The 26732-nt window shown below is 71.2% G+C and carries 20 protein-coding genes and 1 pseudogene; 3 read left to right on the forward strand and 18 right to left on the reverse strand.

Features of this window, described 5'->3' with window-relative positions; genetic code table 11:
* Nucleotides 1–348 precede the first annotated feature (348 nt).
* Nucleotides 349–2334 (forward strand): peptidoglycan recognition family protein, encoded by a 1986-nt coding sequence (locus ABZW18_RS26415; RefSeq protein ID WP_356191825.1) that lies wholly within the window; start codon nucleotides 349–351, stop codon nucleotides 2332–2334.
* A 51-nt stretch (nucleotides 2335–2385) separates the two neighbouring features.
* Here the strand turns inward: ABZW18_RS26415 and ABZW18_RS26420 are convergent, their stop codons facing one another.
* The 7 genes from ABZW18_RS26420 to ABZW18_RS26450 form a co-directional block, all read right to left on the reverse strand.
* Nucleotides 2386–2886 carry a hypothetical protein gene (locus ABZW18_RS26420; RefSeq protein WP_356191828.1) on the reverse strand — a complete coding sequence of 167 codons (501 nt, stop codon included), beginning with the start codon at nucleotides 2884–2886 and terminating at the stop codon, nucleotides 2386–2388.
* Between the two features lie 73 nt (nucleotides 2887–2959).
* Complete coding sequence (locus tag ABZW18_RS26425) at nucleotides 2960–3358, reverse strand: ACT domain-containing protein (protein ID WP_356191830.1); 399 nt, start codon at nucleotides 3356–3358, stop codon at nucleotides 2960–2962.
* A gap of 105 nt (nucleotides 3359–3463) precedes the next feature.
* Nucleotides 3464–3703 carry a DUF397 domain-containing protein gene (locus tag ABZW18_RS26430; protein WP_356191833.1) on the reverse strand — a complete coding sequence of 80 codons (240 nt, stop codon included), beginning with the start codon at nucleotides 3701–3703 and terminating at the stop codon, nucleotides 3464–3466.
* A 76-nt stretch (nucleotides 3704–3779) separates the two neighbouring features.
* On the reverse strand, nucleotides 3780–4946 hold the full coding sequence (locus ABZW18_RS26435; RefSeq protein WP_356191835.1) for a thiolase domain-containing protein: 1167 nt from the start codon (nucleotides 4944–4946) through the stop codon (nucleotides 3780–3782).
* 85 nt (nucleotides 4947–5031) lie between these two features.
* On the reverse strand, nucleotides 5032–6105 hold the full coding sequence (locus ABZW18_RS26440; protein WP_356191838.1) for a thiolase domain-containing protein: 1074 nt from the start codon (nucleotides 6103–6105) through the stop codon (nucleotides 5032–5034).
* Nucleotides 6105–7055 (reverse strand): OB-fold domain-containing protein, encoded by a 951-nt coding sequence (locus tag ABZW18_RS26445; RefSeq protein WP_356191840.1) that lies wholly within the window; start codon nucleotides 7053–7055, stop codon nucleotides 6105–6107. Before ABZW18_RS26445 ends, ABZW18_RS26440 begins: the two co-directional genes overlap by 1 nt.
* A 17-nt stretch (nucleotides 7056–7072) precedes the next feature.
* A complete protein-coding gene (locus ABZW18_RS26450; RefSeq protein ID WP_356191843.1) occupies nucleotides 7073–7876 on the reverse strand; it encodes a crotonase/enoyl-CoA hydratase family protein in 804 nt (267 codons plus the stop codon).
* 386 nt (nucleotides 7877–8262) lie between these two features.
* Here ABZW18_RS26450 and ABZW18_RS26455 point away from each other — a divergent pair, with 386 nt between their 5' ends.
* Nucleotides 8263–9888, forward strand: coding sequence for an acyl-CoA synthetase (locus tag ABZW18_RS26455; RefSeq protein ID WP_356191846.1), 1626 nt, complete (start codon nucleotides 8263–8265; stop codon nucleotides 9886–9888).
* Nucleotides 9889–9909: 21 nt separating this feature from the next.
* Here ABZW18_RS26455 and ABZW18_RS26460 read toward each other — a convergent pair whose 3' ends face one another.
* The 4 genes from ABZW18_RS26460 to ABZW18_RS26475 all read right to left on the reverse strand — a co-directional run bounded on the left by ABZW18_RS26460 (nucleotide 9910) and on the right by ABZW18_RS26475 (nucleotide 13943).
* A complete protein-coding gene (locus tag ABZW18_RS26460; RefSeq protein WP_356191848.1) occupies nucleotides 9910–10455 on the reverse strand; it encodes a type 1 glutamine amidotransferase domain-containing protein in 546 nt (181 codons plus the stop codon).
* Between the two features lie 186 nt (nucleotides 10456–10641).
* Entirely contained in the window at nucleotides 10642–11169 is a 528-nt protein-coding gene (locus ABZW18_RS26465) for a VOC family protein (protein ID WP_356191851.1), read from the reverse strand.
* Between the two features lie 107 nt (nucleotides 11170–11276).
* On the reverse strand, nucleotides 11277–12827 hold the full coding sequence (locus tag ABZW18_RS26470; RefSeq protein WP_356191854.1) for an acyl-CoA synthetase: 1551 nt from the start codon (nucleotides 12825–12827) through the stop codon (nucleotides 11277–11279).
* A 12-nt stretch (nucleotides 12828–12839) separates the two neighbouring features.
* Nucleotides 12840–13943: a nitronate monooxygenase family protein gene (locus ABZW18_RS26475; protein ID WP_356191900.1), complete on the reverse strand. Its 1104-nt coding sequence runs from the start codon at nucleotides 13941–13943 to the stop codon at nucleotides 12840–12842.
* A gap of 172 nt (nucleotides 13944–14115) precedes the next feature.
* On the opposite strand from ABZW18_RS26475, the pseudogene ABZW18_RS26480 reads away from it, so the two are divergent.
* Nucleotides 14116–14408, forward strand: a pseudogene (locus ABZW18_RS26480) (serine hydrolase domain-containing protein); the annotation flags it as partial.
* A gap of 112 nt (nucleotides 14409–14520) precedes the next feature.
* Here the strand turns inward: ABZW18_RS26480 and ABZW18_RS26485 are convergent.
* The 7 genes from ABZW18_RS26485 to ABZW18_RS26515 form a co-directional block, all read right to left on the reverse strand.
* Nucleotides 14521–16077 carry an NAD(P)/FAD-dependent oxidoreductase gene (locus ABZW18_RS26485; protein ID WP_356191857.1) on the reverse strand — a complete coding sequence of 519 codons (1557 nt, stop codon included), beginning with the start codon at nucleotides 16075–16077 and terminating at the stop codon, nucleotides 14521–14523.
* A gap of 161 nt (nucleotides 16078–16238) precedes the next feature.
* A complete protein-coding gene (locus ABZW18_RS26490) occupies nucleotides 16239–18584 on the reverse strand; it encodes a tetratricopeptide repeat protein (RefSeq protein WP_356191859.1) in 2346 nt (781 codons plus the stop codon).
* On the reverse strand, nucleotides 18566–19510 hold the full coding sequence (locus tag ABZW18_RS26495) for an oxygenase MpaB family protein (protein ID WP_356191862.1): 945 nt from the start codon (nucleotides 19508–19510) through the stop codon (nucleotides 18566–18568). Before ABZW18_RS26495 ends, ABZW18_RS26490 begins: the two co-directional genes overlap by 19 nt.
* 274 nt (nucleotides 19511–19784) lie before the next feature.
* Nucleotides 19785–23156 carry an SAV_2336 N-terminal domain-related protein gene (locus ABZW18_RS26500; RefSeq protein WP_356191864.1) on the reverse strand — a complete coding sequence of 1124 codons (3372 nt, stop codon included), beginning with the start codon at nucleotides 23154–23156 and terminating at the stop codon, nucleotides 19785–19787.
* Between the two features lie 2 nt (nucleotides 23157–23158).
* Nucleotides 23159–24109, reverse strand: coding sequence for a MoxR family ATPase (locus ABZW18_RS26505; RefSeq protein ID WP_356191866.1), 951 nt, complete (start codon nucleotides 24107–24109; stop codon nucleotides 23159–23161).
* Complete coding sequence (locus tag ABZW18_RS26510) at nucleotides 24106–26250, reverse strand: trypsin-like peptidase domain-containing protein (RefSeq protein ID WP_356191868.1); 2145 nt, start codon at nucleotides 26248–26250, stop codon at nucleotides 24106–24108. Before ABZW18_RS26510 ends, ABZW18_RS26505 begins: the two co-directional genes overlap by 4 nt.
* 3 nt (nucleotides 26251–26253) lie before the next feature.
* Entirely contained in the window at nucleotides 26254–26667 is a 414-nt protein-coding gene (locus ABZW18_RS26515; RefSeq protein WP_356191870.1) for a CU044_2847 family protein, read from the reverse strand.
* Between the last annotated feature and the right edge of the window lie 65 nt (nucleotides 26668–26732).

A 26732-nucleotide genomic window follows, 5' to 3' on the forward strand; every position in this document is an offset into this window, starting at 1 on the left:
GCCCGGTTCGCCGGGCGCGCCTCTCTGTGCTGTCCAACCCCTCCGTGCGGTCCGGCACTCTCCGCCCGTTCCTTCCGCCCCGGCCCCGGAACTGCTCTTCCCCCACAGCCGCGTCACCCGCGCGGCCATCGAATGGCGAGAGGACCAGGGCCCTCACTGGTCCAATCCACTGACGCGCAGCAGGCCGGAACCCTTGCCCCCGGAAAGTCCCGGGGGCTGTCGTTGACGTGCAAACTCGCCCTGCGCGGCATGATTGACGGATCGTCTGCCAAACGATAGCTCTAGTCGGGATCAGCCCCACGAATGCGCCTGCGTATCACCTGGCACGGCTCAGCCCGAGGAGACTGCATGCGAGGATCCGCTCTCGAAGGCGACAGAAGCACCCGTCGGCGCGTGACGCGGGCGGCGGCCGCTACGGCGACCGCCGCTCTGCTGTTCCCCCTGGTCTCGGCGGCGCCCCGCGCGACGGCCGCCCGGCACGACGCCGGTGCCCTGCAGCGTGTATTCGCCGACGCGGCCGCGACGTACCACGTGCCGCAGAGCGTGCTGCTCGGTGTCTCGTATCTGCAGTCCCGCTGGGATGCGCACCGGGGCGCCCCGAGCGTCAGCGGCGGGTACGGCCCGATGCACCTGACCGATGCACGTACGGCGCTGGCCGAGGCACCGCACCACAGCCACGGTGCCGAGGACCCGCGCGGCGACGACTCGCGCCCGCTCAAGGCGCTGCGCGAGGACGTGCCCGAGCCCTCCGAGGTGCCGGCCAGGCTGCGCACCCTGGACCGTGCCTCCGACCTGAGCGGAATCGACGCGCGCGCACTGCGCGAGAACCCTGCGGCGAATGTCCGGGGCGGCGCCGCCCTGCTCGCCGCCGCCCAGAAGAAGCTCGGCCTGCCGCTGAGCAGCGACCCGGCCCAGTGGTACGGCGCCGTCGCGCGCTACTCGGGAGCCGACGACGCGGCGACCGCCTCGGTCTACGCCGACGAGGTGTTCGATGTGATCCGCACCGGCGAGCGGCGCACCACGGACAGCGGCCAGCGGATCGTCCTGCCCGCCTCGCCGGGCCTGGCCACCGATTCGGCGCAGACCCGCCGGCTCGGCCTGAGGTCCGCCGACGCGGGCAAGGCGGAGTGCCCGCAGAGCGTGGCGTGCGAGTGGATCCCGGCGCCCTACGAGGAGTTCGGCGACAGCGACCCGAAGGACTACGGCAATCACGACAAGGCCGACCGGCCCCGCTCCCAGAAGATCGACTACATCATCGTGCACGACACCGAGGGTTCGTGGGACACGACGATCAAGCTGATCAAGGACCCGGAGTACGTCTCCTGGCAGTACACGCTGCGCTCCTCGGACGGACACATCGCGCAGCACGTGCCGGGCAAGGACGTCGCCTGGCACGCGGGGAACTGGTACGTGAACGCCAAGTCGGTCGGCCTCGAGCACGAGGGCTTCCTGACGGCGCCCGATGCCTGGTACACGGAGGCGATGTACCGCGCGTCGGCGCGGCTGGTGCGGTACCTGGCGAAGCGGTACGACATCCCCCTGGACCGCCGGCACATCCTGGGCCATGACAATGTTCCCGGACCGACGGCGACGACCGTCCGCGGGATGCACACCGACCCGGGTCCGTACTGGGACTGGGCCCACTACTTCCAGCTGCTCGGCGCGGAGCTGAAGGCGACCGCTGGGGCGCGCGGCGGCCTGGTGACCATCCTGCCCGAGTACGCGGAGCACCGGCCCACCTACACAAACTGCGAGAAGGCGGGCCAGGTCTGCCCGTCGCACGGCTCCGGCGCCGTACGGCTGCACACCCAGCCGAAGTCGGACGCGCCACTGGTCGAGGACATCGCTCTGCATCCGGACGACGGCCATGCGACGACCGGGGTCAACGACACGGGCGCCCGTGCCTCGACCGGACAGCAGTACGCGGTCGCCGGGCGCAAGGGCTCATGGACGGCGATCTGGTACCTCGGCCAGAAGGCCTGGTTCCACAACCCGAAGTCCCAGCCGACGGCCGTGGACGCCAAGGGGCTGGTCGCGACCCCGAAGGCGGGTAGGACGGACGTCCCGGTGTACGGCCGGGCCTATCCGGAGAAGGCGGCCTACCCGGAAGGCGTCCCGGTCCAGCTGGAAAGCCCGCTCCCGTACAAGCTGCTGTCGGGCCAGAAGTACGCGGTCGGACCCAAGACCAAGGGCGAGTACTACTGGGCCGTCACCTTCGATCCCTCGGGGCACAAGGTGATCCGAGGCAAGCAGGAGTTCTACCAGATCCAGTTCGGGCACCGGGTGGCCTTTGTGAAGGCCGAGGACGTGACCGTCAGCCGGTCGGACACCTAGAAGCTTCCCCGGCCTCCGAGAGCCGCCGTCCGGACCCGTCCGGGCGGCGGCTCAACCCTGCTGGAACATCTCCGCGGGCAGCGGTTTCAGCAGCTGGTAGAGGTCGTCGGTGATCGGCCGGTCCCAGCTGGCGATGGTGACCAGTACGCCGTCGCTGCGGTCGAACTGGGTGCAGGAGATCCGGCTCTCCGACACCTTGATGCGCCGCACGATCAGGAGGTTGTCCTCGTGCATCACCGGGGTGTCCTCGGTCTCGACGATATGCACCGGCTCGTCGTTGCCGAGTGCGGCGAGCAGCTGCGCCACCTCGAAAGGCACCTGGTCCTCGCCGATTTCCCGGGCCGGGGACCCCTCGGGCAGATTCCCGATGATCATGGCCGGGCCGCGCCCGCCGAACAGGTCGTAACGGAGGAAGACCCCCTGGCAGCTGCCGTCCGGGGCGGGTAGCAGTCCCGCGCCGAGATTGCCCGGCCAGTCGCTCGGGTCCATCGCGAGGACATCGAAGCCCGGCCCGGCGGGTGTGGCGGCGCTGCGGCGGCGGAGGAAGGACATGCCAACATGGTACGTGGCCGCAGGCCGCATACGTTCTGGGCCATGGGCCGACCGTGTCCGGCCCGAGCGCTCCCTAGACGGAGCGTGCCGCCAGGGAGTCGAGCAGCTCCACCGCCTGCGCCACCCGGTCGTACGGGACGAACAGGTGATCGTGGTGCAGGCCGGCCACCATATTGCAGCTGAGCCCGGCCCGGGCGAGCTCCACCGCGACGGCCGCGGTCAGCCCGACGGCGTCCAGCGCCGAGTGCACGCGCAGCGTGATCCAGCCCGCCACGTAGTCGTACGGCAGCTCCGCCGCGTCGGCATCCTCCTGCCGTACGACGAGGGTCAGGCCTTCGTCCTCGGCGACGGTGACCACGGCGGAGACACCGTCCGGGGGGCCGTCCGTCACGGCCGTGAACACATACCGGCCGGGGTTCAGATGGGGCCGCATTCCGCTGAGCAGCTGCGTCAGATCTCGCTCGCCCGTCATGATCACCAGTCTAGGCGGCGTGCCGTGCTGCGCGTCGTGCCGTTCCGACCGGGCACGGGACGAACCGCCCGGTCGACCGAAGGCAGTTCGTCCCGTGTCCGAGGATCAGGTGAGGTCGAATTCGCCGTCGCGGGCCCCGAGGACGAACGCGCGCCACTCCGCCGGGGTGAAGATGAGCGCGGGTCCTTCCGGGCTGCGGCCGTCCCGCATCGCGATATAGCCCTCGATGAAGGCGATCTGGACGTCGCCCGTCCCCTGACTGCTGGACTGCCACTCGGCGTTGCTCAGGTCGAGCTGGGGCTTCTTGAACCCCGCCAGCGGCTGTTGTGTGGTGCTGTCGGCCACGTCCGTGCTCCTCCCGGTTCGTCTACCTCGGTCAGCCTAGCGACCGGGGCGGGTGGCGCACAGGCCGCACGACACATCACGACAAGGGCGGTTCCGATCCGACCAGCCACATGGAGAAGAACTGTGCACCGCCGCCGTACGCGTGTCCGAGCGCCCGGTGTGCGCCGTCGACCTGGTGAGCCCCCGCACGCCCCCGGACCTGGAGTGCGGCTTCCGCGAAGCGGATCATTCCCGAGGCTCCGATGGGGTTGGCGGACAGCACTCCGCCCGAGGGATTGACGGGCAGATCGCCGCCGAGTTCCGTGACGCCCGACTCGGTGAGTTTCCAGCCCTCCCCCTCGGGGGCGAAGCCCAGGTTCTCCAGCCACATCGGCTCGTACCAGGAGAACGGCACGTACATCTCGACCGTGTCGATCTCCCGCCGGGGGTCGGCGATCCCGGCCTGCCGGTAGACGTCCGCCGCGCAGTCCTTGCCGGCCTGCGGTGAGACGAAGTCCTTGCCGGCGAACATCGTCGGCTCACTGCGCATGGCGCCGCCGTGCACCCAGGCGGGCGGGTACGGGGCGCGGCCGGCGCCCGCCCGGTCGGTCAGCACCATCGCGCAGGCGCCGTCCGACGAAGGGCAGGTCTCGGAGTACCGGATGGGGTCCCAGAGCATCGGCGAGGCCTGCACCTTCTCCAGGGTGATGCCGCGTTCGTGCAGATGCGCGTAGGGGTTCTTGAGGGCGTTGCGCCGGTCCTTGTAGGCGACGAGCGACCCGACGGTGTCCGGGGCACCGGTGCGCCGCATGTACGCCCGTACGTGCGGCGCGAAGAAGCCGCCCGCTCCTGCCAGCAGCGGCTGCTGGAAGGGGATCGGCAGCGACAGGCCCCACATGGCGTTGGACTCGGACTGTTTTTCGAAGGCGAGGGTGAGCACGGTCCGGCGGACGCGGGAGGCGACGAGCTTGGCCGCGACGAGGGCGGTGGATCCGCCGACGGAGCCCGCGGTGTGGACGCGGAGCATCGGTTTGCCGACCGCGCCGAGCGCGTCGGCGAGGTACAGCTCCGGCATCATCACCCCCTCGAAGAAGTCGGGGGCCTTGCCGATGACGACGGCGTCGATGTCCGCCCAGGTCAACTGCGCGTCCTCCAGGGCGCGTACGGCCGCTTCCCTCACAAGCCCGGCGATCGACACATCGCGGCGCGCGGCGACGTGCTTGGTCTGTCCGATCCCGACGACGGCCACCGGCTCCTTGTTCATGGTGTCTCCTTGATCGCTTCTCCAGGCCGCGCGGCGCAGAGGTGCGGGCATCGTGTTCGCGGCCCGGCGGCCGCGCGTCCGTCGCTCACGGCCGGGTCTCTCCTTCCAGGACGGCGACCAGGTTCTGCTGGAGGCAGGGGCCGGAGGTGGCGTGCGCGAGGGCACGGTCGGACTGCCCGCGGTGGATGCGGGCGGCCGCCTCGCCGAGCCGGATGAGCCCGGCCGCCATGACCGGGTTGGCGGCGAGCGGCCCGCCCGAGGGGTTCACGCGCACGCTGCTGTCCAGCCGCAGCGCCTTGCGCAGCACGACTTCCTGCGATGTGAAGGGGGCGTGCAGCTCGGCGGTGTCGACGGGCCGGTCGAATGCTCCGGCGCCTTCCGCGGCGAGGCGGGTCGAGGGAGAGTCGGTGAGATCCCTGACACCCAGGCTGTGGGCTTCGATGCGGTGGTCCATCCCCCTGATCCAGGCGGGCCGCGCGCACAGCCTGCGTGCCGTGTCGCCCGTGGCGAGGACCACGGCGGCCGCGCCGTCGCCGACGGGCGGCACATCGTGCTTGCGCAGCGGCTGGACGAGGTAGTCCTCGGCGAGGAGCGGGCCGGGGCCGGGCGACCCGCGCAGCTGCGCGTGCGGGTTGTCCGCGGCGGCCGTCCGGCTGCGGGCGGCGATCCCGGCGAGCTCCCGCTCGTCCGTGTCGCCGGCGTCGATGAGCGCCTGTGCCTGGAGCGCCGCCAGGGAGACGGAGTCGGGCCAGAGCGGGGCGACGTAGTACGGGTCGAGCTGGCGGGTCAGCACGTCCCGGACCTCGCCGGGCGAGGACTTGCCGTAGGAGTAGACGAGAGCGGTTCCGGACTCGCGGGTGAGCAGTTCGACCCACGCCTCGTAGAGCGCCCACGCGCCGTCCATCTCCACATGGGACTCGGAGACCGGCGGCCAGGCGCCGACCCCGTCGAGCGCCATGGTGAAGGAGAAGGCGCGTCCCGCGAGATAGTCGCTGGAGCCCGAGCAGGTGAAGTCGGTCTCTCCCGCCTCGAGGCCGACCTGTCCCAGTGCGCTCCTGAGGACGGGTATCAGCATCTCGACCTCGGAGACCTCGGCGGTGCTGCGCAGATGGTCGGTCTGGGCGAAGGCGACGATGGCGACATCGTTGGAGTACCGCATCAGAGCAGCTCCCGGTAGGTGTCGTAGTCGGCGTCGGGCTCGCCGGTCGGGCGGTAGTGGTCGGGGTAGCGGCCGTCGGCGGACCAGACCGGCTCGACCCGCATCCCCATCCGCACCTGGTCGTAGGGAATGCCCCCGATCCGCCCGTGCAGCGCGAGGTCCGCGCCGTCCAGGGCGATGTGCGCGTATATGTACGGCACTTCGATGTCGAGGTTCCTGGCTTTGATGTTGACGATGCAGAAGGTGGTGACGGTGCCCCGGGGGCCGGTCTCGACCTGCTCGTCGGTGGCGACTCCGCAGGTGGGGCAGGCACCGCGGGGCGGTACGTACACCTTGCGGCAGGACGGGCAGCGCTCGCCGAGCATTCTGTGGTCGGCGAGGGCGGCGAGGAAGCGGGTCTGCGCGCGTCCGGGCGAGTAGCTGTAGTCCAGCCGGGCGGGGGCGACGAGGCCGGTGACGGGGTCGGTGAACCCGCCGCTGTGCGGGCGGGGTTCGACGACGGCTCGGACGTCTTCGCCGTACGGCTCGAAGCAGGCGATGTCGGTGATGGCTCCGGTCCGCTCCCCGGCCCAGCGGATGCGTACCCGCATCCCGGTGCGTACGGCGCCGGGTCCGGCGGCGTCGAGTGCGTGCAGCAGTCCGGTGCCTGCGCCGTCGAGGCGGACCAGCACCCAGGCGAAGGGGTGCTGGAGCGGCTGGCCGCGGCGCGGTGCCGGGTTCCACGCCCAGGTGGTGACGGTGCCTGCCGAGCCGACCTCGACCAGTTCGCGCACTTCGCACGCGGTCACCGGGTCGTACTCGACGGGCGGTACGAGCACCCGGCCGTCGCTCGCCCTGACGCCGAGCACCGTCTCCTCGCGCAGCCCGGTGAGGAACGCGCTCTGGACCGGGCCGAGCGAGCGGGTGAACGGGAACTCGATCACGAGTGGAGCGCTGAGGACTCCGGACATGAGGTCTCCTTCGCGGCTCAGGCTCGCCGGTAGACGGGAGGCCGCTTGTCGGCGAAGGCGCGGGAGCCTTCCTTCGCGTCGGCGGTGTCGAAGACGGGCCAGCCGCGCTCGAGTTCGCGCTTCAGGCCCTCGGCCTCGGCCAGCTCCGCGTTCTCGTACACGCTGGCCTTGACGGCCTCGACGGCGAGCGGGCCGTTGGCGTTGACCAACTCGGCGGTCTCCAGGGCCATCTCCAACGCGGCGCCGTCGCGCACCACATGCCCGATCAGACCGATCCGCATCGCCTCGGCGGCGGTGTAGGGGCGTCCGGTGAGCAGCATCTCCAGGGCGTGGGTGCGCGGGATCTGGCGCGGCAGACGGACGGTGGAGCCGCCGATCGGGAACAGCCCGCGGCGGACCTCGAAAAGGCCGAAGGTGGCAGCCTCACCCGCGATACGGATATCGGTGCCCTGGAGGATCTCGGTACCTCCGGCGACGCAGTGGCCTTCGACGGCGGCGATCACGGGTTTGCGCGGCCGGTGGTGCCGGAGCATGGCCTTCCAGTGCAGATCGGGATCGGCCTTCAGCCGGTCCCGGTAGCCCTGCCCGTCCATGCCGTTGCCCGCCAGGGCCTTGAGGTCCATTCCCGCGCAGAAGGCCCCGCCCGCGCCGGTCAGCACGATCGACCGAATGCTGTCGTCCTCGTCGGCCTCCAGCCAGCCGTCGTACAGCCCCACCAGCATCGGCAGCGAGAGCGCGTTCCTGGCCTCCGGCCGGTTGAGGGTGATCACCAGCGTGGCGCCTGAGCGCTGCACGGTGAGATGTTCCGTCCCGCCAGCCATGGCAGTCCTCCCGTCTCGAGACCTGGTGCCCCTCCCGGCAACGTTCGCCCCGTCGCGCCGCCCGGCACCCACTCCCCACCCTTCGGCCGGGTGGGGGTGCCCCCAGCCGCGTTGGCCGGAAGCCCCGGTAGCTCCGCTACGAGGGCTTCCGGCCCCCTTGCGATCGCATGTACGGGACGAGCTCCGTGACGGGCAAACGTTGCCGGTGCGGCACTAGAACAGGTTGCAGTAGGCGGACGCCCACTTCAATAGTTTTCTGACTCCCAGTCAGGTTTCTTCGGCAGTGAGTCTTCCCACCTGTGTCCCGTAGCGCTCTAATGACCGCCGAGCCGATGACGGTGCTTCCCGGGGGCCGCCCGGGAAGCACGGCCGGGTCAGGAGGAGACGTGGAGTTCAACCTTGCCGACCTGTTCGAGTCCGTCGTGGACGCGGTCCCGGACCGTGAGGCGCTGGTATACATCGATCACCCCGGCACCGGTGCCGAGCGCCGGCTGACGTACTCCGGGCTGGACGCGGCCGCCAACCGCCTCGCCCACCATCTGGCCCGCAGCGGGATCGCGCCCGGCGAGCACGTCGGTCTGCACCTCTACAACGGGGTCGAGTACCTCCAGACCGTGCTGGCCTGCCTGAAGATCAGCGCGGTGCCCGTCAACGTCAACTACCGGTACGTGGAGGACGAGCTGGTCCACCTCTACCGGGACGCCGACCTGGCCGCGCTGGTCTTCGACGCGGAGTTCACCGGGAGAGTCGCCGCGGCCCTGCCACGGACGACACGGCTGCGCCATCTGATCCGCGTCGGTGCGGCCCCGGACGGTGTCCGCGGGCCGGGCATCCCCGTGGTGCCCTTCGCCGAGGCCGAGGCGTCCGGGCCGGCCGGCCGCGGCTTCGGGCCGCGCTCCGCCGATGACCGGTTCATCATCTACACCGGCGGCACCACCGGGATGCCCAAGGGCGTCATCTGGCGCCAGGAGGACCTGTTCTTCTCCGGCATGGGCGGCGGGGCGCCGACCGGCGAACCGGTTTCGCGGCCCGAGGAGCTGGCCGAGCGCGCCGCCGCGAGTGGCGAGGGCCTCGTGTTCTTCCCGGCCGCTCCGCTGATGCACGGCACCTCCACCCTCACCGCCTTCATCGCCTTCCACTTCGGGCAGAAGGTGGTGATCCACCGAAAGTACCTGCCGGAAGAGGTGCTGCGCACGGTCCAGCGGGAGAAGGTCACCAGCGTCTCGCTGGTGGGCGACGCGATGCTGCGTCCGCTCGTCGATGCTCTGGCGGGCCCGCTGAAGGACACCGACTGCTCATCGCTGTTCAGCGTCAGCAGCTCCGGGGCGATCCTGTCCGGAACCGTACGGGACCAGTTCGGTGCGCTCGTGCCCCATGCGGTGCTGCTGAACAACTTCGGCTCGTCGGAGTCCGGTTTCAACGGGACCGCGACCGACGACACGGGCCAGGACAAGGCCTTCCGGCTGCGGGTCAACTCCCGTACGACCGTGGTGGACCCGGCCACGCTGAAGCCGGTGGCAGCGGGCGAGCCCGGCCGGATCGCGCAGCGCGGCCGGGTGCCGCTCGGCTACTACAACGACCCGCGGAAGACCGCCGAGACGTTCTTCGAGGCGGACGGCGCGCGGTGGGTACTACTGGGCGACATGGCGACGGTGGACGAGGACGGGGTCGTGACCGTCCTCGGCCGGGGCTCGCAGTGCATCAACACCGGAGGCGAGAAGGTCTATCCGGAGGAGGTCGAGCGGACGCTCAAGGCGCATCCGGATGTGTACGACGCGCTGGTCGCGGGCGTGCCGGACGAGAAGTGGGGCAGCCGGGTGTCGGCCGTGGTGCAGGTCCGCGAGGGCGCCGCCGCTCCGACGCTGGAGGACATCCAGACGCACTGCAGGGCCCGGCTCGCCGGATACAAGATCCCGCGCGGCCTGGTCATCGCCCAGCGGATCCAGCGCTCGCCCAGCGGCAAGGCGGACTACCGCTGGGCGCGCGCCGTCGCTGCCGAAGGCCGCGGGTGACCGCGCCCCGTACAGGCCGGTTCAGACCATGGCGGCCTTGGCGAACTCCGCGAGGAGCGCTCCGTCGAAGGCCTTGAGGTCGCCGGGCTTGCGGCTGGTGATCAGGGTGTTCGGGCCGTCGGTGCAGACCCTGACCTCCTCGTCGACCCAACTGCCCCCGGCGTTCCGGATATCGGTCCTGACGCTGGGCCAGGAGGTGAGGGTGCGGCCGCGCACCACATCGGCCTCGACCAGGGTCCAGGGCGCGTGGCAGATCGCAGCCACGGGCTTGCCCGCGTCGAAGAAGCTCTTGACGAAAGCCACGGCGCGGCCGTCGAGCCGCAGGAAGTCGGGGTTGGCGACGCCACCGGGCAGTACCAGCCCGTCGTACTCCCCGGCCGAGGTGTCGCGGACGACCTGGTCCACCGGGAAGGTGTCGGCCTTGTCGAGGTGGTCGAAGGCCTGGATCCGGCCCGGCTTGGTCGAGACGAGCTCGGGAGTGCCGCCGGCCTCGGTCACCGCTTGCCACGGGTCGGTCAGCTCGACCTGCTCGACACCCTCCGGGGCCACGAGGAAGGCTACCTTCACGTTTCTCACGTCCTCTCGGGACTGGGGCGATGATGTGCTCCGGTTACGCACCGACGCCTTCCCGGCCATACAGGGATGAAACGGGCCCGGAGGCATCTCCCATCCCTCAAGGCACCCAGACACCACATGCCCCGTGGACCCCGCAAGCACTCTCAGGCACCGCAGGCACGTCAGGCACGTCAGGCACTAGTCGACGTTCTCGACGATCATCGTCCCGTCGAAGACGCCGAGGCGCTCGCGGTAGAGCTCCATCGGCACACCGTTCGGGTCGTGCAGATACAGGCTCTCCTCCACACCCCGGTCCGGACCCGCGTACTCCACGCCGGCCTCGTCGAGTGCCTTGCGGGCCGACTCGTACTGCTCGTCGCCCACCGACAGGGCCAGGTGCTGCACCCCGCCGACCGTCTCGGCGAACGGCGGGTGGTCGTGGCCGGGGAAGTCGAAGAAGCCGAGCAGATTGCCGTGGCCGATGTCGAAGAAGAAGTGCGTCGAGCCGCGGTAGTCCCGGTTCTCCACGATCTCGACCAGCGGAAAGCCGAGGAACTCCTGGTGGAAGCGGATGGTTTCCTCGACGTCCCGGCAGACGAACGCGATGTGGTGGATTCCGCGCGCGATGGTCACCGGCCGGTCCTGGCCCTCCCGGAGGTACCGAGCGCGCAGCTCCTCGCGGCGCGCTCGTACGGCCTCCAGTGCGGCTCCCTCGGGCTGGGGCATCCCGGGCCTCCTCCAACAGAAATGATTGCGGACTCAACTACTAAGCCTATGCCTGTCCGCAACCCGGAGGACTCACCGGGAGATCGCCGCCCGCGGGGCGGCCCAACTCAGACGGCGCGTTCCCGCCCTTCCCAGTACGGCTCGCGCAGCCGCCGCTTGTAGAGCTTGCCGTTGGGATCGCGGGGCATGGCCGCGATGAAATCCACGGACCTGGGCCGTTTGAAGCCCGCGAGCCGCTGCTCGCAGTGGGCCAGGATCGCCGCGGCCAGCTCCTCCCCCGGCTCCTGGCCGTCGGCAGGCTCGATCACCGCCTTGACCTCCTCACCCCAGTCGTCGTGCGGGATGCCGAAGGCGGCGGCGTCCGCGACCGCCGGGTGGGCGAGGAGTGCGGACTCGATCTCCGCCGGATAGATGTTGACCCCGCCGGAAATGATCATGTCGATCTTGCGGTCGCGGAGGAAGAGGTAGCCCTCCTCGTCGAGACATCCGAGGTCGCCGACGGTGAAGAAGTCGCCGATGCGGTTCTTCCGCGTCTTGATCTCGTCCTTGTGATAGCTGAAGCCGCCCGTGCTCATCCTCATGTAGACCGTGCCGAGTTCACCCGCGGGCAGCCGCCTCCCTTCGTCGTCGTGGATCGCCAGTTCGCTGATGGGCCAGGCTCTGCCGACGGTCCCGGGCTTCTTGAGCCAGTCCTCGGCCGTGGCGAACGCGCCGCCGCCCTCGCTCGCGGCGTAGTACTCCTCGACGCAGTGCCCCCACCAGTCGATCATCGCTCGCTTGACGTGGTCGGGGCAGGGCGCGGCGCCGTGGATGGCGTGCCGCATCGAGGAGACGTCGTACGCGTTCCGGACGTCTTCCGGCAGGGCGAGGAGCCGGTGGAACTGAGTGGGGACCATGTGCGTGTGCGTGCAGCGGTGACGGTCGATCAGCCGCAGCATCTCCTCGGGCGCCCAGGAGTCCATCAGGACGAGCCGGTGCCCGATGTGCAGGGCCGCGCCCGCGAATTGGAGCGGTGCGGTGTGGTAGAGCGGCGAGCAGACCAGATGGACGTTGTCGTCGAAGGGCTGGATGCCGAAAATTCCGAGGAGGCCGCCGAGGGGGGCCTCCTCGGGAAGCAGACCGGTCAGCGGGCGCCGGATGCCGCGCGGGCGGCCGGTGGTGCCGGAGGTGTAGTTCATGACCCAGCCCAGCGTGCGGTCCTCGGGCGGCGTCCCGGGCTCTCCCGCGGTCAGTTCCTCGTACGGCCGGAAGCCCTCCACCGAGCCGATCGCGTACCGGTGGGTGGCGGGCAGCCCCGCTTCGTCGGCGGCCGCCTGCGCCGCCGCGCCGAAGCGCTCATGCGCGATGAGGGCCTTCGCCCCGGAGTCCGAGACGATCCAGGCGATCTCCGGGCCCATCAGATGGTGGTTGACGGGTACGAGATACAACCCGGCCTGGGAGGCGGCGAGATAGGCGGTGAGGAACTCCACGCACCCCGGCAGCACGACCGCGAAGGCGTCCCCGCACCGGAGCCCGGCCGCGCGCAGGCCGTGCACCAACTGGTTGGCCGCGGCGTGCAGCCGTCCCGCGGTCCACTCCTCGCCGTCGGGGGCGGTGAGAATCCCGCGGTCGGGATCCTGGGTGGCCTGGGCCCAGAAACCATTGGGCACTTGGGACATGGGTCGTCCTCCTCAGCTTCGTCCGGCGATCCGGTTGATGCGGTCGATGGCACGCTCGAAGCCGCTCGTCAGGTCGTCGAAGACGGCCTGCACACTGCGCTCGGAGTTCATCCGGCCGACGATCTGGCCGACCGGGGTGCCCAGCAGCGCGTCGACCTCGTACTTCTGGATACGGGAGACCGCCTCGGCGACCAGCAGGCCTTGCAGCGGCATGGGCAGCGGGCCAGGGCCCGACGGGTCGTCCCAGGCGTCGGTCCACTCGGTGCGCAGCTGACGGGCCGGCTTGCCGGTGAGGGCGCGGGAACGGACGGTGTCCCCGGAACCGGCGGCGAGCAGCTTCCGCGTCAGGGCTCGGGAGTGCAGTTCGGCCTCTTCGGTGGTCAGCCAGATCGAGCCGAGCCAGACGCCCTGCGCGCCGAGGGCGAGCCCGGCGGCGATCTGCTCGCCGGTGCCGATGCCGCCGGCGGCGAGGACGGGGAGCGGGCCGACGGCGCGTACCACCTCGGGGGTGAGGACCATGGTGGCGATCTCGCCGGTGTGGCCGCCGGCCTCGTATCCCTGGGCGACGACGATGTCGATGCCCGTTGCCGCGTGGGCTTCGGCGTGCTTGGCGCTGCCGGCCAGGGCGGCGACGAGGATGCCGTGGCCGTGGGCCCGCCGGATGACGTCGTCGGGGGGCGAGCCGAGGGCGTTGGCGAGGAGTGCGATGGGATGGTCGAACGCGATGTCGAGCTGAGAGCGGGCGACCTGCTCCATCCAGCCGGTGATGCGCCAGCCGGAGGCCTCGCCCTCGGCGAGTTCGGGCACGCCGTGCCGGGCGAGGGTGTCCTGGACGAACCGGCGGTGCGCGGCCGGGATCATCCTCTCGACCTCGGCTTCCGTCACGCCCTCGACCTTCTTGGCGGGCATGACGACGTCGAGGCCGTACGGCTTGCCGTCGGTGTGCCGCTGTATCCAGTCGAGGTCGCGGGCCAGATCGTCCGGAGCGCCGTAGCGGACCGCGCCGAGCACGCCGAGGCCGCCCGCCCGGGTGATCGCGGCGGCCACGGCGGGGAACGGCGTGAAGCCGAAGACGGCGTGCTCGACTCCCAGTTTCCTGCTCAGCTCCGTCTGCACCGAGGTCTTCCTCCCCATCGCCGGGCCGTCCCCCGGGTCGGCACTCCCTGGGCGGCAGGATGCCGCAGAGGCCGGGACGAGGGAAGAGCATTTCTGATGTAGCGTCAGATTCTTGGGAGTCTTGACAGCGCCCCGGCGCGGGAAGAAAGTTCCGCCGATGAACCGACTGTCCGAAAGACGGGAGCGCGGCGCGCTCGGCCTGGAGACGACCGTCGCCTCCTACCTCCCCGCGTTCGGCGCCGCGGGCAAACAGGCCATCACCATCCGCCAGTTGCTCACCCACCTCGGGCTTCCGGCACCGATCTGAAGTTCTTCGATCAGCCGACCTGGGAGCAGAAGCTCCAGCTGCTCTGGAACGAGGCACCGCTGAACCCTCCCGGCACGAAGTACCTCTACTCGGATCTCAACCTCATCACCCTCCAGATCGTCCTGGAGCGGATCACCCGCCGCACGCTGGACGTGCTGACCGAGCGGTACGGAACTGAGCGGTACGGGCAGAGCCGCAGGGAGCGGGCTGTAGACACAGCCCCACGCGACCGGGCCTGCGGGAAGCCCGGACGCGCACGGACCGGACGCGCTACCGCCCCAACGCCGCCATCGCGGCATTGTGGCCCGGGATCCCGCTCACCCCGCCGCCGCGGACCGCTCCCGCGCCGCACAGCAGTACGTTGGCGTGGCTCGTCTCCACACCCCACCGGCCGGTGGTCCCGGTCGCGCAGGGAAAGGCCAGGTCCCGGTGGAAGATGTTCCCGCCGGGCAGCCCGAGGTCACGCTCCAGGTCCAGCGGCGTCTTCGCCTCGATGCACGGCCTGCCCTCCGCATCGGTCGCCAGACAGTCGGCGATCGGCTCGTCGAGACAGGCGTCCAACTGGGCGAGCGTGGACGTCAGCAGTTCATCGCGTACGGCGTCCTCGTCGCGCTCGAACAGCCGGGCCGGAGTGTGCAGTCCGAACAGGGTCAGGGTCTGATAGCCCTGCGCGACCAACTCCGGGCCGAGGATGGACGGGTCGGTCAGCGAGTGGCAGTAGATCTCGGACGGCGGAGCGTCCGGCAGCTGCCCGGCCGCCGCCTGCCGGTAGGCAGCCGCCAACTGCCCGTATCCCTCCGCGATATGGAAGGTCCCGGCGAACGCCTCGCGTGGGTCGGCGTCACGGTCCCGCAGCCGTGGCAGCCGCCTCAGCAGCATGTTCACCTTCAGCTGCGCGCCTTCGGGCCTCGGTGCGGGCGGCTCGTCGCCGAGCAGCCCGGCGAGCGTCTGCGGTGAGGCGTTGACCAGCACCTGACGGGCGGCCACGGTCCCCTCCCGGCCGTCGCCGCGGTACGTCACCTCGGCCCGTGTGCCGTCTGTCGCGACGGCGGCCGCCTCATGGCCGGTGACGATCTCCGCGCCCGCCGCACGCGCCGCCCCGGCCAGCGCGTCGGTGAGCGCGCCCATGCCGCCGACCGGCACGTCCCAGTCGCCGGTACCGCCGCCGATCACGTGATAGAGGAAGCATCGGTTCTGCCGCAGGGTCACGTCGTGCGCGTCGGCGAAGGTGCCGATCAGCGCATCGGTGAGGACGACACCACGCACCAGGTCGTCCTCGAACGCCTCCTCGACGGCGATGCCGAGCGGCTCCTCGAACAGGGCCTGCCAGGCCGTATCGTCCGCGATCCGCTCACGCAGCTCCTTGCGCGTCGGCAGCGGCTCGGTGAGGGTCGGAAAGACCCGCTCCGCCAGCCGCTGTGTCCTGCCGTAGAAGCGCTGCCAGGAGGCGAACTCCCGCTCGGATCCGGTGAGCCGGGCGAAGGCCTCGCGGGTGCGGGCCTCGTTCCCGCTGTCCACCAGCAGCCCGGTGGCCCGGCCGTCCCGCACTGCGGGGGTGTACGAGGAGATGGTCCGCTTGCGTACGGCGAAGTTCAGCCCCAGCTCCCGCACGATCTTCTGTGGCAGCAGGCTCACCAGATAGGAATAGCGCGAGAGACGGGCGTCGACCCCGGCGAAGGGCCGGGTGGAGACCGCGGCTCCGCCGGTGTGGTCCAGCCGCTCGAGCACCAGCACGCTGCGGCCGGCGCGGCCGAGATAGGCGGCGGCGACCAGACCGTTGTGGCCTCCGCCGATGATCACTGCGTCGTACGAGTCCTTGGCAGGCATGCCTCTTGCTAACACGGAGTGCACCCGCTGCGCAGCGGTCGGACGCGACATGATCCCCCGACGGAAGCGACCGGCACGTACGCGGCCGGGCCGAGGACCGGACCACAGCGGCCTCCGCGCGCCGGTCCTCGGGCCGCTTGCCGCTGTCCCGGCTCCGCTGCCTAGCCGCCGCGCGTGCCACGCTGCTGCCGCAGGGCGGCGACCATGCGGTAGAGCTCCACGGCCTCCGCCGACCGGCCCAGCTGCTCCAGGCAGTGCGCCTCGTCGTTCCGGCTGGTGAGGGCGTCGGGGTGGTCGGCGCCCAGAACGCGTTCGCGCGCGGCGGCCACCCGGCGGTAGACGGTGAGGGCGTCGGACCAGCGGCCCAGCCAGCCCAGGCCGACGGCCACCTCGCGGCGGCTGACGAGCGTGTCCGGGTGGTCCGGGCCGAGCACCCGCTCGCGGATGGCGCATACGTCCCGCGCCTCGGCCAGCGCTTCCTCCCAGCGGCCGAGCCGGCCGAGGTTCACCCCGAGGCCGTGCCGGGCCCGCAGCGTCTCCGGGTCGGCCGCGCCCTGCTCCCGCGTACGGTCCGCCACCAGTTCGCGGTAGAGCGCCAGCGCCTCCGCGCTGCGCCCCAGCCGGCCGAGGCTGATACCGACCTCGTACCGGGCGGCCAGCGTATCGGGGTGCACGGGACCGAGGGCCTGCCGCCGGGCCTCGGTGACCTCGCGATACGTGTTCAGGGCCTCGTTCCACCGGCCCAGCCGGCCGAGGGCGTAGGCGACTTCGTAGCGGGTGACGAGGGTGTCCGGGTGGTTCGCGCCGAGGACGCGGGCGCGGGCGGCGGCCACGTCACGCGCCATCTCGTAGGAGTCCTCCAGTCTCCCGAGCCTGCTGAGGTTGAAGGCGAGATTGTGGCGGCAGCGCAGGGTGTCGGGGTGGTCGGAGCCCATGGTGCGGTCCCGGGCGGCCAGCACCGCCGCGTACACCTGGTGGGCCTCGAAGTGCCGGCCGAGCTGGCCGAGAACGTACGCGGTCTCCTGGCGGGCCGCCAGCGTCTCGGCGTGGTCGGGTCCGAGGACGCGCTCACGGCCGGCCGCGACGCGGCTGTACTCGCGGAGCGCGTCGGCGGGGCGGCCGAGCCTGCTCAGGGTGAAGCCGACTTCGTACCGGCTGGCGAGCGTGTCGGGGTGTTCGGGGCCCAGGGCGTGCTCGCGCTCTGCGGCGACCGACCGGTGCACTTCCCCGGCCTCCTCCCAGCGGCCCAGACGGCCGAGGCTGAGCCCGGCGTTGTGCCGGTTGGCCAGTACGGCCAGCAGTTCCGGCGGCGGGGTGGGCCTGTCCCGTTCGGCCGGGGGCGCGTCGGCGGTTCGCGGGTCGGTGGCGGCGGTCCACTCGCCGGTGAGCCCGGCGGAGGGATCGGGCCGCGGGCTGTGCACCGCCAGGCTCATGTGCGCCTTGGAGCCCGTGGTCATCCCGCGGGCCCAGCCCGGCAGGCGGGGCCACGACCCGGAGGGCACAGCGGGCGACGGGGCGCGGAGTCCGTCGTGAGCGCCGTCCTCGAAGGCCGGTCCCGGGGCGGGGCTCACGGCGGGGGTGCGGGTTCCGGCCCGGTGCGGAACCTCCGCCCCGGGCCTCAGCAGCGCGACCGTACCGGGCACGGAGCGCCGGTGCGGGTGCAGGACGGCCGTGATCCGCTCGCTCAGTTCCGATGCCTCGTCCGGCCGGTCGTCGGGGTCCTTGGCGAGCAGGTCGAGGACGATCCGCTCCAGGAACTCGGGCAGCTCCGGCCGGTGGTTCCGCAGCGGCTCGGGCGGGGTGTCACGGTGGCCCACGAGGACCGCCCAGGCGTCGCCGAGGTCGAAGGGCGGGGCGCCGGTGGCGATCTCGTACAGCACACAGCCGAGCGAGTAGAGATCGCTGCGGTGGTCGACGGCGTCGCCCGCGATCTGCTCCGGGGACATGTAGTGCGGGGTGCCCATGGCGATGCCGGTGCCGGTGAGCCGGGCCGTGAAGCCGATGTCATGGCCCAGCCGGGCGATACCGAAGTCGCAGATCTTCACGGTGCCGTCGGCGATCCGCATGATGTTGGCGGGCTTGAGGTCGCGGTGCACGATGCCCTGCCGGTGGGTGTAGGCGAGGGCGGCGGCGACCTGGTCGGCTATCTCCACGACATCCGGCACCGGCAGCGGGTGCTGCTTGTTGTCGTCCAGCAGCTGGCTGAGGTTGCGGCCGTCGAGCAGCTCCATCACCAGATAGAGCACGCCCTCGTGCTCGCCGAAGTCGTGGACGACGGTGACTCCGCGGTGTTGCAGCGCGGCGGCGACCCGGGCCTCCCGCCGGAACCGCTCCCGCAGCACCCGGGTGAAGGACTGGTCGTGCTGCGGGCCCATCGGCTTGAGGCATTTGACGGCGACGTGGCGGCCCAGCGACTCGTCGCGCGCCCGCCACACCTCACCCATGCCCCCGCGCCCGATCTGGTCGAGCAGCCGGTACCGGCCCTGGATCAGCCTGGTTTCCGCCATCGCGTGCCGCCGCCCCCGTCATGTAGCTGCGCCCTCCCCGGCTCGTCCAGTATGGCGGCCCGGGTGCAAAGCTTGTAGGGCGACGGTCGGGCATCGGGCCCGAGCCGGGCCATCGCCTTCCGAATGTGGCCCGGCGGCAGCTTCCAGCGCAGTTCGGCGGGGACGGCCCGCAGTACGTTTCCGGTGGCCCGCAGCTGCCTGGTGACGGTCGCCTGGGCGGGCGCGGGACGGCCGTAGAGCCGGTGGGCGTACGGCGGCAGTGTGGCGTAGGCGAGTGAGGCGACGCGCCGCCAGACGATCTCGCGCGCCGGGACCAGCAGGGCGTGAACGGGCGGGCGGCGCAGAAAGGCGTCGACGTCGAACGCCTCGGCGCCCGCGGCGAGTTCGGGGCGTACTGTCTCGAAGTAGTCGGCGAGCTGGGCGGAGTCGGCGGGGACATGGGCCGGTTCGAGACCGACCAGCCGTGCGGACGCACGGTGCTCGTCGATGTAGCGGTCGGCCTGGCGGTCGCTCAGCGGGAAGCCGGAGCGGCGCATGACGTGGAGGTAGGAGTCGACCTCGGCGCAGTGCACCCAGAGCAGCAGCTCCGGCTCGTCGACGCCGTAGCGCTCGCCGGAGTCCGGGTCGGTAACGGTGATGCGCCGGTGGATGTTCCGGACCCGGGCGCCGGCCTTCTCGGCGGCTTCGGTGGTGCCGTAGGTGATGGTGCCGACGAAGTTCGCGGTGCGCAGCAGCCGTCCCCAGGCGTCTTTTCTGCCCGCCTTTCTGTCAAACGCCGTGCTGTTCTGGGTGACGCCGCGAACGGCACGCGGGTGCAGCGCCTGGAGGTACAGGGCGCGCACCCCCGCGATCCACATCATGGGGTCGCCGTGCATCTGCCAGGTGACCGAGTCGGGTCCGAAGAGGCCCGGGTCGGCGTCGCTCATGGCCCCACCTCCCGATGGGGAGGTTAATGGCATACGTCCCGGTGTGACCAGCATTTCTAGTTGGCACTTGACATCTCGTCTGACCTGCAGTGATGCCAACTAGGTGGGCAGCCCGCAGCCAGAAGTAGCAACTCTTCTTGGCACCGTCGTACATGAGAACCCCCAGAAAAGGGGCAAAGGGTCAGTTGCGCGCAGCGTAACGCCGCGCACCGACCACCGCATGGCTGCGCGCCTCGGGTATCCCAGCAGAGGCGAGGACCCCTGCCAGCGGACATCACGGCCCGGCGCGGTGATGTCCGGGGCCGGCTCCGCCGGAGGGCAACACCAGCTCCGCCAGCTTCAGGAAGGCGTTCACGGTGGCCGCGCGCAGCTGGTTCAGCTTCCAGCCGGGGGACTGCAGCGCGGCGTCGAAAGGGACGTGCACCACCTGGGCCGGATCGACGAGCAGGTTCCGGACGGGGTCTGCCGGCAACGGCCGCCCAGAAGGGCCGCCGAGGTCGGTGGCCACCACGATCGCGTCCCGGGCCAACCCGTCCCGTCCGGTCTGCCGCAACTCGTCGAGGACGCGTGCCGCCGCATCCACGAACCAGTGAGCGGTACCGCAACACAGGATCAGCCGGTCCGTGCAGTCCAAGAGGGCACCGGTCGTTCCGTCCAGGCGCAACGGGGCCCAGTCGGTCAGTACGAACGGGTAGTAGGGGGCGGTCTGCTGCAGCACGCGCGCGTATTCGTGCGCGTGTGCGGGATTGGGGGTGTAATGGCCCTTACGGTGCGCTACCACTTCGAGGCCCGACGGCAGACGGGTGGTGCGGGCGCGGATCTCCTCGTACGAAGGGGCGTCCGGCAGGGCCACCAGATCCCGTACGACCGCTGCGTTGCGGCGCGTGAGGAAGGCGTCAAGCGATCCTTCGGAGGCGGCGCCGTCAAGGGCCAGGACGGGCTCGCCGCGTACCGAGGCGAGCAGGGAGCCCAGCACCATGGTCGTGGTGGCTCGTCCGCTGTAATGGTAGGCGCCGATCAGGGTCAGTCGCCTGCTGTGCGGCAGCGGCACGCGCAGCTTCTCCAGGCGCGTCTCCATCTCCCGGCGGACGGTCCCGAAGCGCGGCAGGCGCAGTCCGTGCCTGGCGGCGGAGGCTTCGAGGGCCGGTGGCGGAGTGAGCAGCACGGGCATCGAGGTCTTTGCCGCGGACGGCGAGAGCGAGGGCGTGGCATCCGCCTGGTGGAGGCGGGTCCGGGCCACGTACCGGGCGAGGAGTTCGGCGACCTCGCTCGCCGCGGGGCGTTGCGCCGCGTCCGCGTCGAGGCAGCGCAGCACGAGCTGCCGCAACGGTCCCCAGGTGTCGCCCTGCCACAGATGCATCCCCTCCGGCATGCTCGGCATGTCCCAGCCCGCCTTGCTACTGATGAGCTGGAGCAGCTCGCCGAGGGAGCGCACGTTGTCCTCGCGGGTGGGGGCCGGTCCGGAACCCACGTACTCCCCATCGACGGCGCAGTCCGACAGATCGCCGAGGGCTACGGTGCGCCGCAGGACGTAGACGCTGTCGGCGTTGAGGTCCGTCGGCACGAGTCCATTGACATGGCACAGGGCGAGAGCGTTCGCGAGGTAACAGCCGACCAGGAGCCCTCGCAACAGGTCGAACGGCGCGGTCCCGTTGAGCAGGGCACCGGTGAGGATTCTCCCGAGCCTCGGTGGCTGGGCGTTGGGGGCGTCCGTGTCCGCGATCGGAGCCATCGCCAGCCAGGGCGGGGAGTCCTCGAACCCGGTGGCTAGCAGCCGGGGGGCGTACTGCCCCTGAAGGCGTGCGAGCGCTTCGGCCTCCACCTCGATCAACCGGGCGTTGGCCGCAGAGCGGTCGAGGCGGGGGACCCGCAGGACGGCGTTCCTCCCGCGCGTGTCGACGCCCCGGTAGACCATCGTCCGGTGCCCGCGGCGGCGGCCCCGCAGGTCGTAGCCGCCGAGTCTGCGGGGGTCGTCGTCGGTGAGGGGCTCCCAGTCGTCCGCGCCGGAGCCGTTCTGCCGGGACGGCCGGTTCAGAGGAAGCGTCGTGCCGCCTGTGGAGGAGACTCCGAAACGGGTGAGCAGTCGCCGTTCGACGCTGGTGAACGGCCGGCGTGAGCCGGGGATGTCGGCGGGCCCGTCGGGGTGTGCCAGCCAGGCAGGGAAGTCCGGGGAGTTGCCGGCGAGTTCCTCAAGACGGCGGCCGATCCGGCGGCTGGTGTGCAGGAGCTCGGCCGGGGGCACCGCGTCGAGCAGCACCGCTTTCGACTCGTCGGTGAAGTCGAAGATCCGGTGCTTGGCGGGAAACGGTCCCGGCACCGGGGCGGGGGACGGCCGGATCAGACCGCCGAGGAAGACCTCGGCGAGCTGGGAGGTGGTAGCGGGCCACGGCACCGCCTTCTGCACCAGACGCATGACCGGGACCGACAGCGGGGAGACCGCCGCCAGGTGAGCGGCAAGGCGGTACGCCTCGGGAGTCGCCGCGTCCCGGAAGTGCTGGGTGCTGCTCGCATCCCGCGAGGGGGCCACGGTCGCGTACCGGCCAGGGTGAGCCACCAGCGGCAGTTCCACGGTGGTGCCGGGCGAGGCGAGCAGGCGTGCCCATCTGCGCAGCGAGGCCGGTGTCGGTTCCAGGACGGGCACCGGTACGCCGTCGAAGCCGGCGATCCCCGGAGGCAGCACCGGGTCGATGATCTCCCAGGATGTGTTGGCGCCGCCGACCCGCCGGGTGGTGGCCTGCCAGTACTCGGCGAAGATGCCGGAAGCCTCCCACATGTCGGGCGGCAGGGTGTGCAGGATCGCGACAGGGCCGCGGGCTGCCTGCTGGGCCAGCAGGTCGTGCATGGTGCCGGCCCGCCAGGCTGCTCCCATACCGTCGCTGACGACCAGCAGGAGGGTATGGCCCGAAGGGTCGTTGACCGTGCTCAGCGGCAGTTTCGCGCTGTCGGGCCGGAACGGGCGCGCGTGCAGGAGCGGTTGGTGTGCGCTGCGGGTGTCCAGGCCGAGGACACGACTGGTGGCGAAGGCGCCCAGGCGTTCCAGCAGAGTGCGCAGCTCGGCGCCGAGGCGGTGCCACAGCAGCATGGACAGGCCGTCGTCGATGACGAGCACCAGGTTGAGCCAGCGCTCCCGCACGGGCCGCTCCACGACGTCGGCCAGTCCGGTCTCGGCCAGTGCGGCGGCCGTGCGCTCCTCGTCGATCTCCGTGCGGTGGCGGCTGTCGTGGCGGCGGCGCAACGGCCGCAGTACCCGGCCGAGCTCGAGCTGACCCGGGAGGGCCTTGTCCTCGGGGACGCGTACCGGCATGGCCTTGCGGGACTCCTGCCCCGAGAGCGCGTGCGTGGCTCTCGGGGGCGGGACCGGGTCCTGGCGTGCCGCCGCGTACAGCGCGGGGGAGGTGAGGTCGGGCAGGTCCGGGTCGTCCGCCTGCGGCGGGGACGGCTCGGGTGCGGTCCGGTCCGGGCCGGGCGGCGGTGACACTGGGAGGTGTGGCGCGGCCGATGGGTCCTGGTGGAGCGGTGCCCGAGGGCCGGACGGAAGACGGCGGGCCAGCCACAGCACGTCGAGGACCTGGTTCGCGTCCAGGTCGACACCGCCGGCCGACAGCACCCGCAGGGCCTCGGCGAGCCGCGCTCCACTGCCCGCCATGGTCACATGGCCCCGGTGAGCTGATGGAGTACGGCGTCCAGCAGACCTTCCGCGTTCAGGTCGACGCCGCAGGCGCGCAGGAAGACGGCGTTGAGCAACTGGTCGGTGGCGAGTTCGCCCGGGGCGCGCCGGCGCAAGAACGCCTCGATCAGATCGTCGGCCTCCCGCAGTGCCTCGTCACCGAGGTGTGCGGCGACGATGGCACGCAGCCGTTCGTCGTCGGGGACCGGCAGGTCGAGCCGGACGCAGCGGCGCAGGAAGGCGGGCGGGAAGTCGCGTTCGCCGTTGCTGGTGATGACGACGACGGGAAACTCGACGCACTGGACGAGCCCCTGCTGGACGACGACGGTCCCTCTGTGGTCGTGAGTCTGTACGTCCACCTCGGACATGTCCTCCGGGAGCCGGGTCAGCTCCGGGATGTCGAACACGCCCTCCTCGAAGACGGTCAGTAGGTCGTTGGGCAGGTCGACGTCGCCCTTGTCCATCTCGTCGATGAGCAGTACACGTGGAACGGCCGACGGGACCAGTGCCGTACCGAGCGGGCCGAGCCGGATGAACGTGCCGATGGACGGTTCGCGTTCGCCGCGGTCCCGGCTGAGCGTGGTCTCGCGCAGCCGGCCGATCGCGTCGTACTGGTACAGGGCGTCCTTGACGGTGGAGCGGCTGTTGACGGGCCAGCGCAGAAGCTCTCCCAGGCGCAATTCGTGCGCGATGGCGCGGGCGAGGGAGGACTTTCCGGTGCCGGCGGGTCCGGTCACCAGGAGCGGACGGCGCAGGTGCAGCGCGGCGTTGACGACGTCGGCGTGCTGTTGATCGATCAGGTACGGCAGTTCGGGACGCATCGACCGGACGGACGTGAAGCGCCGCCACGGCGGGGCCTGCGGGAGCGTGACGGCCCGGGGGGCGCCGTTGCCGCGGAAAAGGCGCCACTCGGCTTCCGGCGTGGTGGTCATGCGCTCTCCTGGGGTTCGGTCAGGTGCAGCCGGGGCACGGGGCGGTCGGCGTCGGCCCAGGCGAGAACCGGACGGCCGGGGAACTCGGGCGGACTGGCCTTGGCGTTCGCGCGGTAGGCGCGTACTCCGTCGGGCAGTTCTGGGGTGGCGACGTCCGCCATGCACGTGACGACGTCCGACGTGGTGTCCCGGACGCGGTCCCACACCACGACCGGTATGCCCAGGGCAAGGCAGACCTGCACGATGGTGTCCCGCGGGCCGGGGGGTAGGTCCACGGAGACGCGGACCGTGTCGAGTTGGTTGACAAGCCGGGCATAGAGCGTCTCCCGGTCCATGGGCTCGGAGACGACGAATGTCTTGCCCGAGTCCAGCCGGCTCCAGCGGCTGCGCCAGTGGGACTGGAAACGCCGGTTCCGGCGCAGGAGTTCGGGACAGTGCATGACCAGGGGGAATTCCACGCCGAGTGTGCCGGGCAGAATCTCGTCCGGGCCACCTGCCTCCCACTCGTCGACCGGCAGGTTGAGGTTGGTGCGGTCCACGAGCACCTCGACCAGAGGCGGTCGTTCCTCCTCGGCGGGAGGGGTGAGGGAATCGAGGACCCGCAGTACTTCGCGGGCGGCGGCCGATGCCGAGTACGATATGACGCTGTCCGCCGACACCTGTCGCAGCCCGGTGCCTTCGTCGCACCAGGTCCGCAACCGGTAGCGGCCCTGCTCGGCTTGTGTCACCTGCACCAGGACACGGACGCGCACGGAACGGTGACGCACCGCACGTGCCCATTCCTGGGCGTCGAACCGGCGCTCGCCCAGCGCCTCCCGCGCGATGCCGAGGCGCTGGGCCACTCCGTCCGCCCACAGGCGCAGCTCCGCCCGTCTGGGCGCCGAGCACAGCGCCCCGGCGTATTCCATGACGCGCAGAAGCGCCGGAACCCTGGGCTCCCCGTGGGGGGAGCTACCGTCCCCGGGCAGCGACTCCAGCTGTTCGAGCAGGGCTTCCAGGGTGTCCGCCCCGGGTAGGACGGCACGGCGCGGCAGGGCGGCGCGCACCACTTCGGGAAACCTCCCGAGCACGCTGTGGTCCATGGCTTCCAGGTGCTTGCGCAGCCCGGCACATTCCTGGGGCGACAGCAGCCTGGGGACAGGAGAGAGGGAGCCCGTGGTCAGTACCCGGTCGGCGGCGGACGGATTGTCCCGGCGCAGAATCCCGGAGAGCGCCGCGATCGCACGCGGATGGGTGAGGAGAAAGGTGGCGAATTCCTCGGCCGTGGGCGGGACCACGTCACTGCCGTGGCCTGCACCGCACAGACGGGCCAGCCGCCGGGCGTACAGAACGCGCTCGTTGGGCGAGGACAGGATGTCGTCGATCACCTCCGCCAGCAGCTGGAAGACGGGGTCCTCGGTGTCCACGGGAGCGGGTGTCACCCCGTCCAGGGCGCCCAGCGGACGGAGTTCGGCCTCGATGCTCTGCCAGGGGACGGCCCAGCTGCGCCGGATCAGATGCTGAGGGCTGTGGGGCAGGACTGTCCCGGTGACATCCCTGGGGGGCATGAAGTGCGCGACGACAAGCCCGACCACGGCTCTCTCCTGCCGGCACCACACCGGGCCGCCGCTGTAGCCGGGCCCGACCGCCATACCTGTGGCTTCACCGTCCAGGTAGGCCAGGGGACCGTGTAGGGATGCGACGGTGAGGCGGGCGAAGGTGGACGCGTGGCCGCCGCCGTGCCAGGCCCTCACGCTCTGGCCGACCATCATGGCGGCCTTGCCGGGAGCCACGGGCAGTTTCCCGGTCTGTCCACCAGTCCGCAGTACCGCCAGATCCCCAAGCCACTCGCCGTCCCCCTCGCGGACCGGGCCGCCGTCGCGGCTCCGAGGCGGAACCCAGTGCGAGACACGGACAACGTGCCGCTGTGGTTCGCAGTCGTCGTCGCCCAGTTCCACACAGATCTGGCTCACCCCCGGGGAACGGGGGTCGAACATGCTGCGTCCCAGGGCGTCATTGACGACGTGTGCACAGGTCAGCACGGTATCGGGACCGAGAACGACTCCGCCTCCCGCGATCTTTCCGTCCTCCGTCGGCCGGACGGTCACCATTCTCGGGGACGAGTCGTCGTCCGTGTCGTCGGCCGTCTTGAACCACCCCACGCGTCACTCCGCGGCAGGCGGCACATCAGGAGCGGGCGGCGCCGTGGCGGCGTCGGCCGGTTTCCAGCAGGCGGTGACGGTCAGGTGCGCCTGGCCCTTGCCGCCGACGATCCCCAACTTGAGGTCCTGCCCCACCTGGACGCCGAAGCTGACACTGACCTCCGTGGGCGGGTCGGGCACGGCGGCGACGGCATCGTGCACCTCCTGGAGCAGCGGGCCGAGCGGCTTGAGCGTGCCGCGCAGCGCTCCGGCCGCGAAGCCGGCGACGGTTCGTCCGCCGGTGGCCACCGGAACCGCTGTTCCCATGCCGTCCGGAAGATCCCCGTGGGTGGCGGAGGCCTCCGGCCCCGGAGCCGGCGCGAGGAGGAACCGGATGGGCGTGCTGTCGTCGAGTTCGAGATCAGGTGAAGTGGACACGGTGGGATTGTCCCCGGGAGACGGCACCTCACATGCGAATCGCACAACTCGGTTACGGTACCGAT

Origin of the sequence: Streptomyces sp. NPDC004647 (genome assembly GCF_040609575.1) — a bacterium.
In the GTDB taxonomy this organism is placed as follows: Bacteria; Actinomycetota; Actinomycetes; order Streptomycetales; family Streptomycetaceae; genus Streptomyces.

Coding starts and splice junctions, on each gene's coding strand:
- ABZW18_RS26435 (WP_356191835.1), bottom strand. CDS start 4,946: ATGAACAAGGAGCCGGTGGCCGTCGTCGGGATCGGACAGACCAAGCAC.
- ABZW18_RS26495 (WP_356191862.1), bottom strand. CDS start 19,510: ATGAGCGACGCCGACCCGGGCCTCTTCGGACCCGACTCGGTCACCTGG.
- ABZW18_RS26415 (WP_356191825.1), top strand. CDS start 349: ATGCGAGGATCCGCTCTCGAAGGCGACAGAAGCACCCGTCGGCGCGTG.
- ABZW18_RS26505 (WP_356191866.1), bottom strand. CDS start 24,109: ATGACCACCACGCCGGAAGCCGAGTGGCGCCTTTTCCGCGGCAACGGC.
- ABZW18_RS26500 (WP_356191864.1), bottom strand. CDS start 23,156: ATGGCGGGCAGTGGAGCGCGGCTCGCCGAGGCCCTGCGGGTGCTGTCG.
- ABZW18_RS26465 (WP_356191851.1), bottom strand. CDS start 11,169: ATGCCCCAGCCCGAGGGAGCCGCACTGGAGGCCGTACGAGCGCGCCGC.
- ABZW18_RS26425 (WP_356191830.1), bottom strand. CDS start 3,358: ATGACGGGCGAGCGAGATCTGACGCAGCTGCTCAGCGGAATGCGGCCC.
- ABZW18_RS26470 (WP_356191854.1), bottom strand. CDS start 12,827: ATGTCCCAAGTGCCCAATGGTTTCTGGGCCCAGGCCACCCAGGATCCC.
- ABZW18_RS26450 (WP_356191843.1), bottom strand. CDS start 7,876: ATGGCTGGCGGGACGGAACATCTCACCGTGCAGCGCTCAGGCGCCACG.
- ABZW18_RS26440 (WP_356191838.1), bottom strand. CDS start 6,105: ATGCGGTACTCCAACGATGTCGCCATCGTCGCCTTCGCCCAGACCGAC.
- ABZW18_RS26485 (WP_356191857.1), bottom strand. CDS start 16,077: ATGCCTGCCAAGGACTCGTACGACGCAGTGATCATCGGCGGAGGCCAC.
- ABZW18_RS26420 (WP_356191828.1), bottom strand. CDS start 2,886: ATGTCCTTCCTCCGCCGCCGCAGCGCCGCCACACCCGCCGGGCCGGGC.
- ABZW18_RS26445 (WP_356191840.1), bottom strand. CDS start 7,055: ATGTCCGGAGTCCTCAGCGCTCCACTCGTGATCGAGTTCCCGTTCACC.
- ABZW18_RS26490 (WP_356191859.1), bottom strand. CDS start 18,584: ATGGCGGAAACCAGGCTGATCCAGGGCCGGTACCGGCTGCTCGACCAG.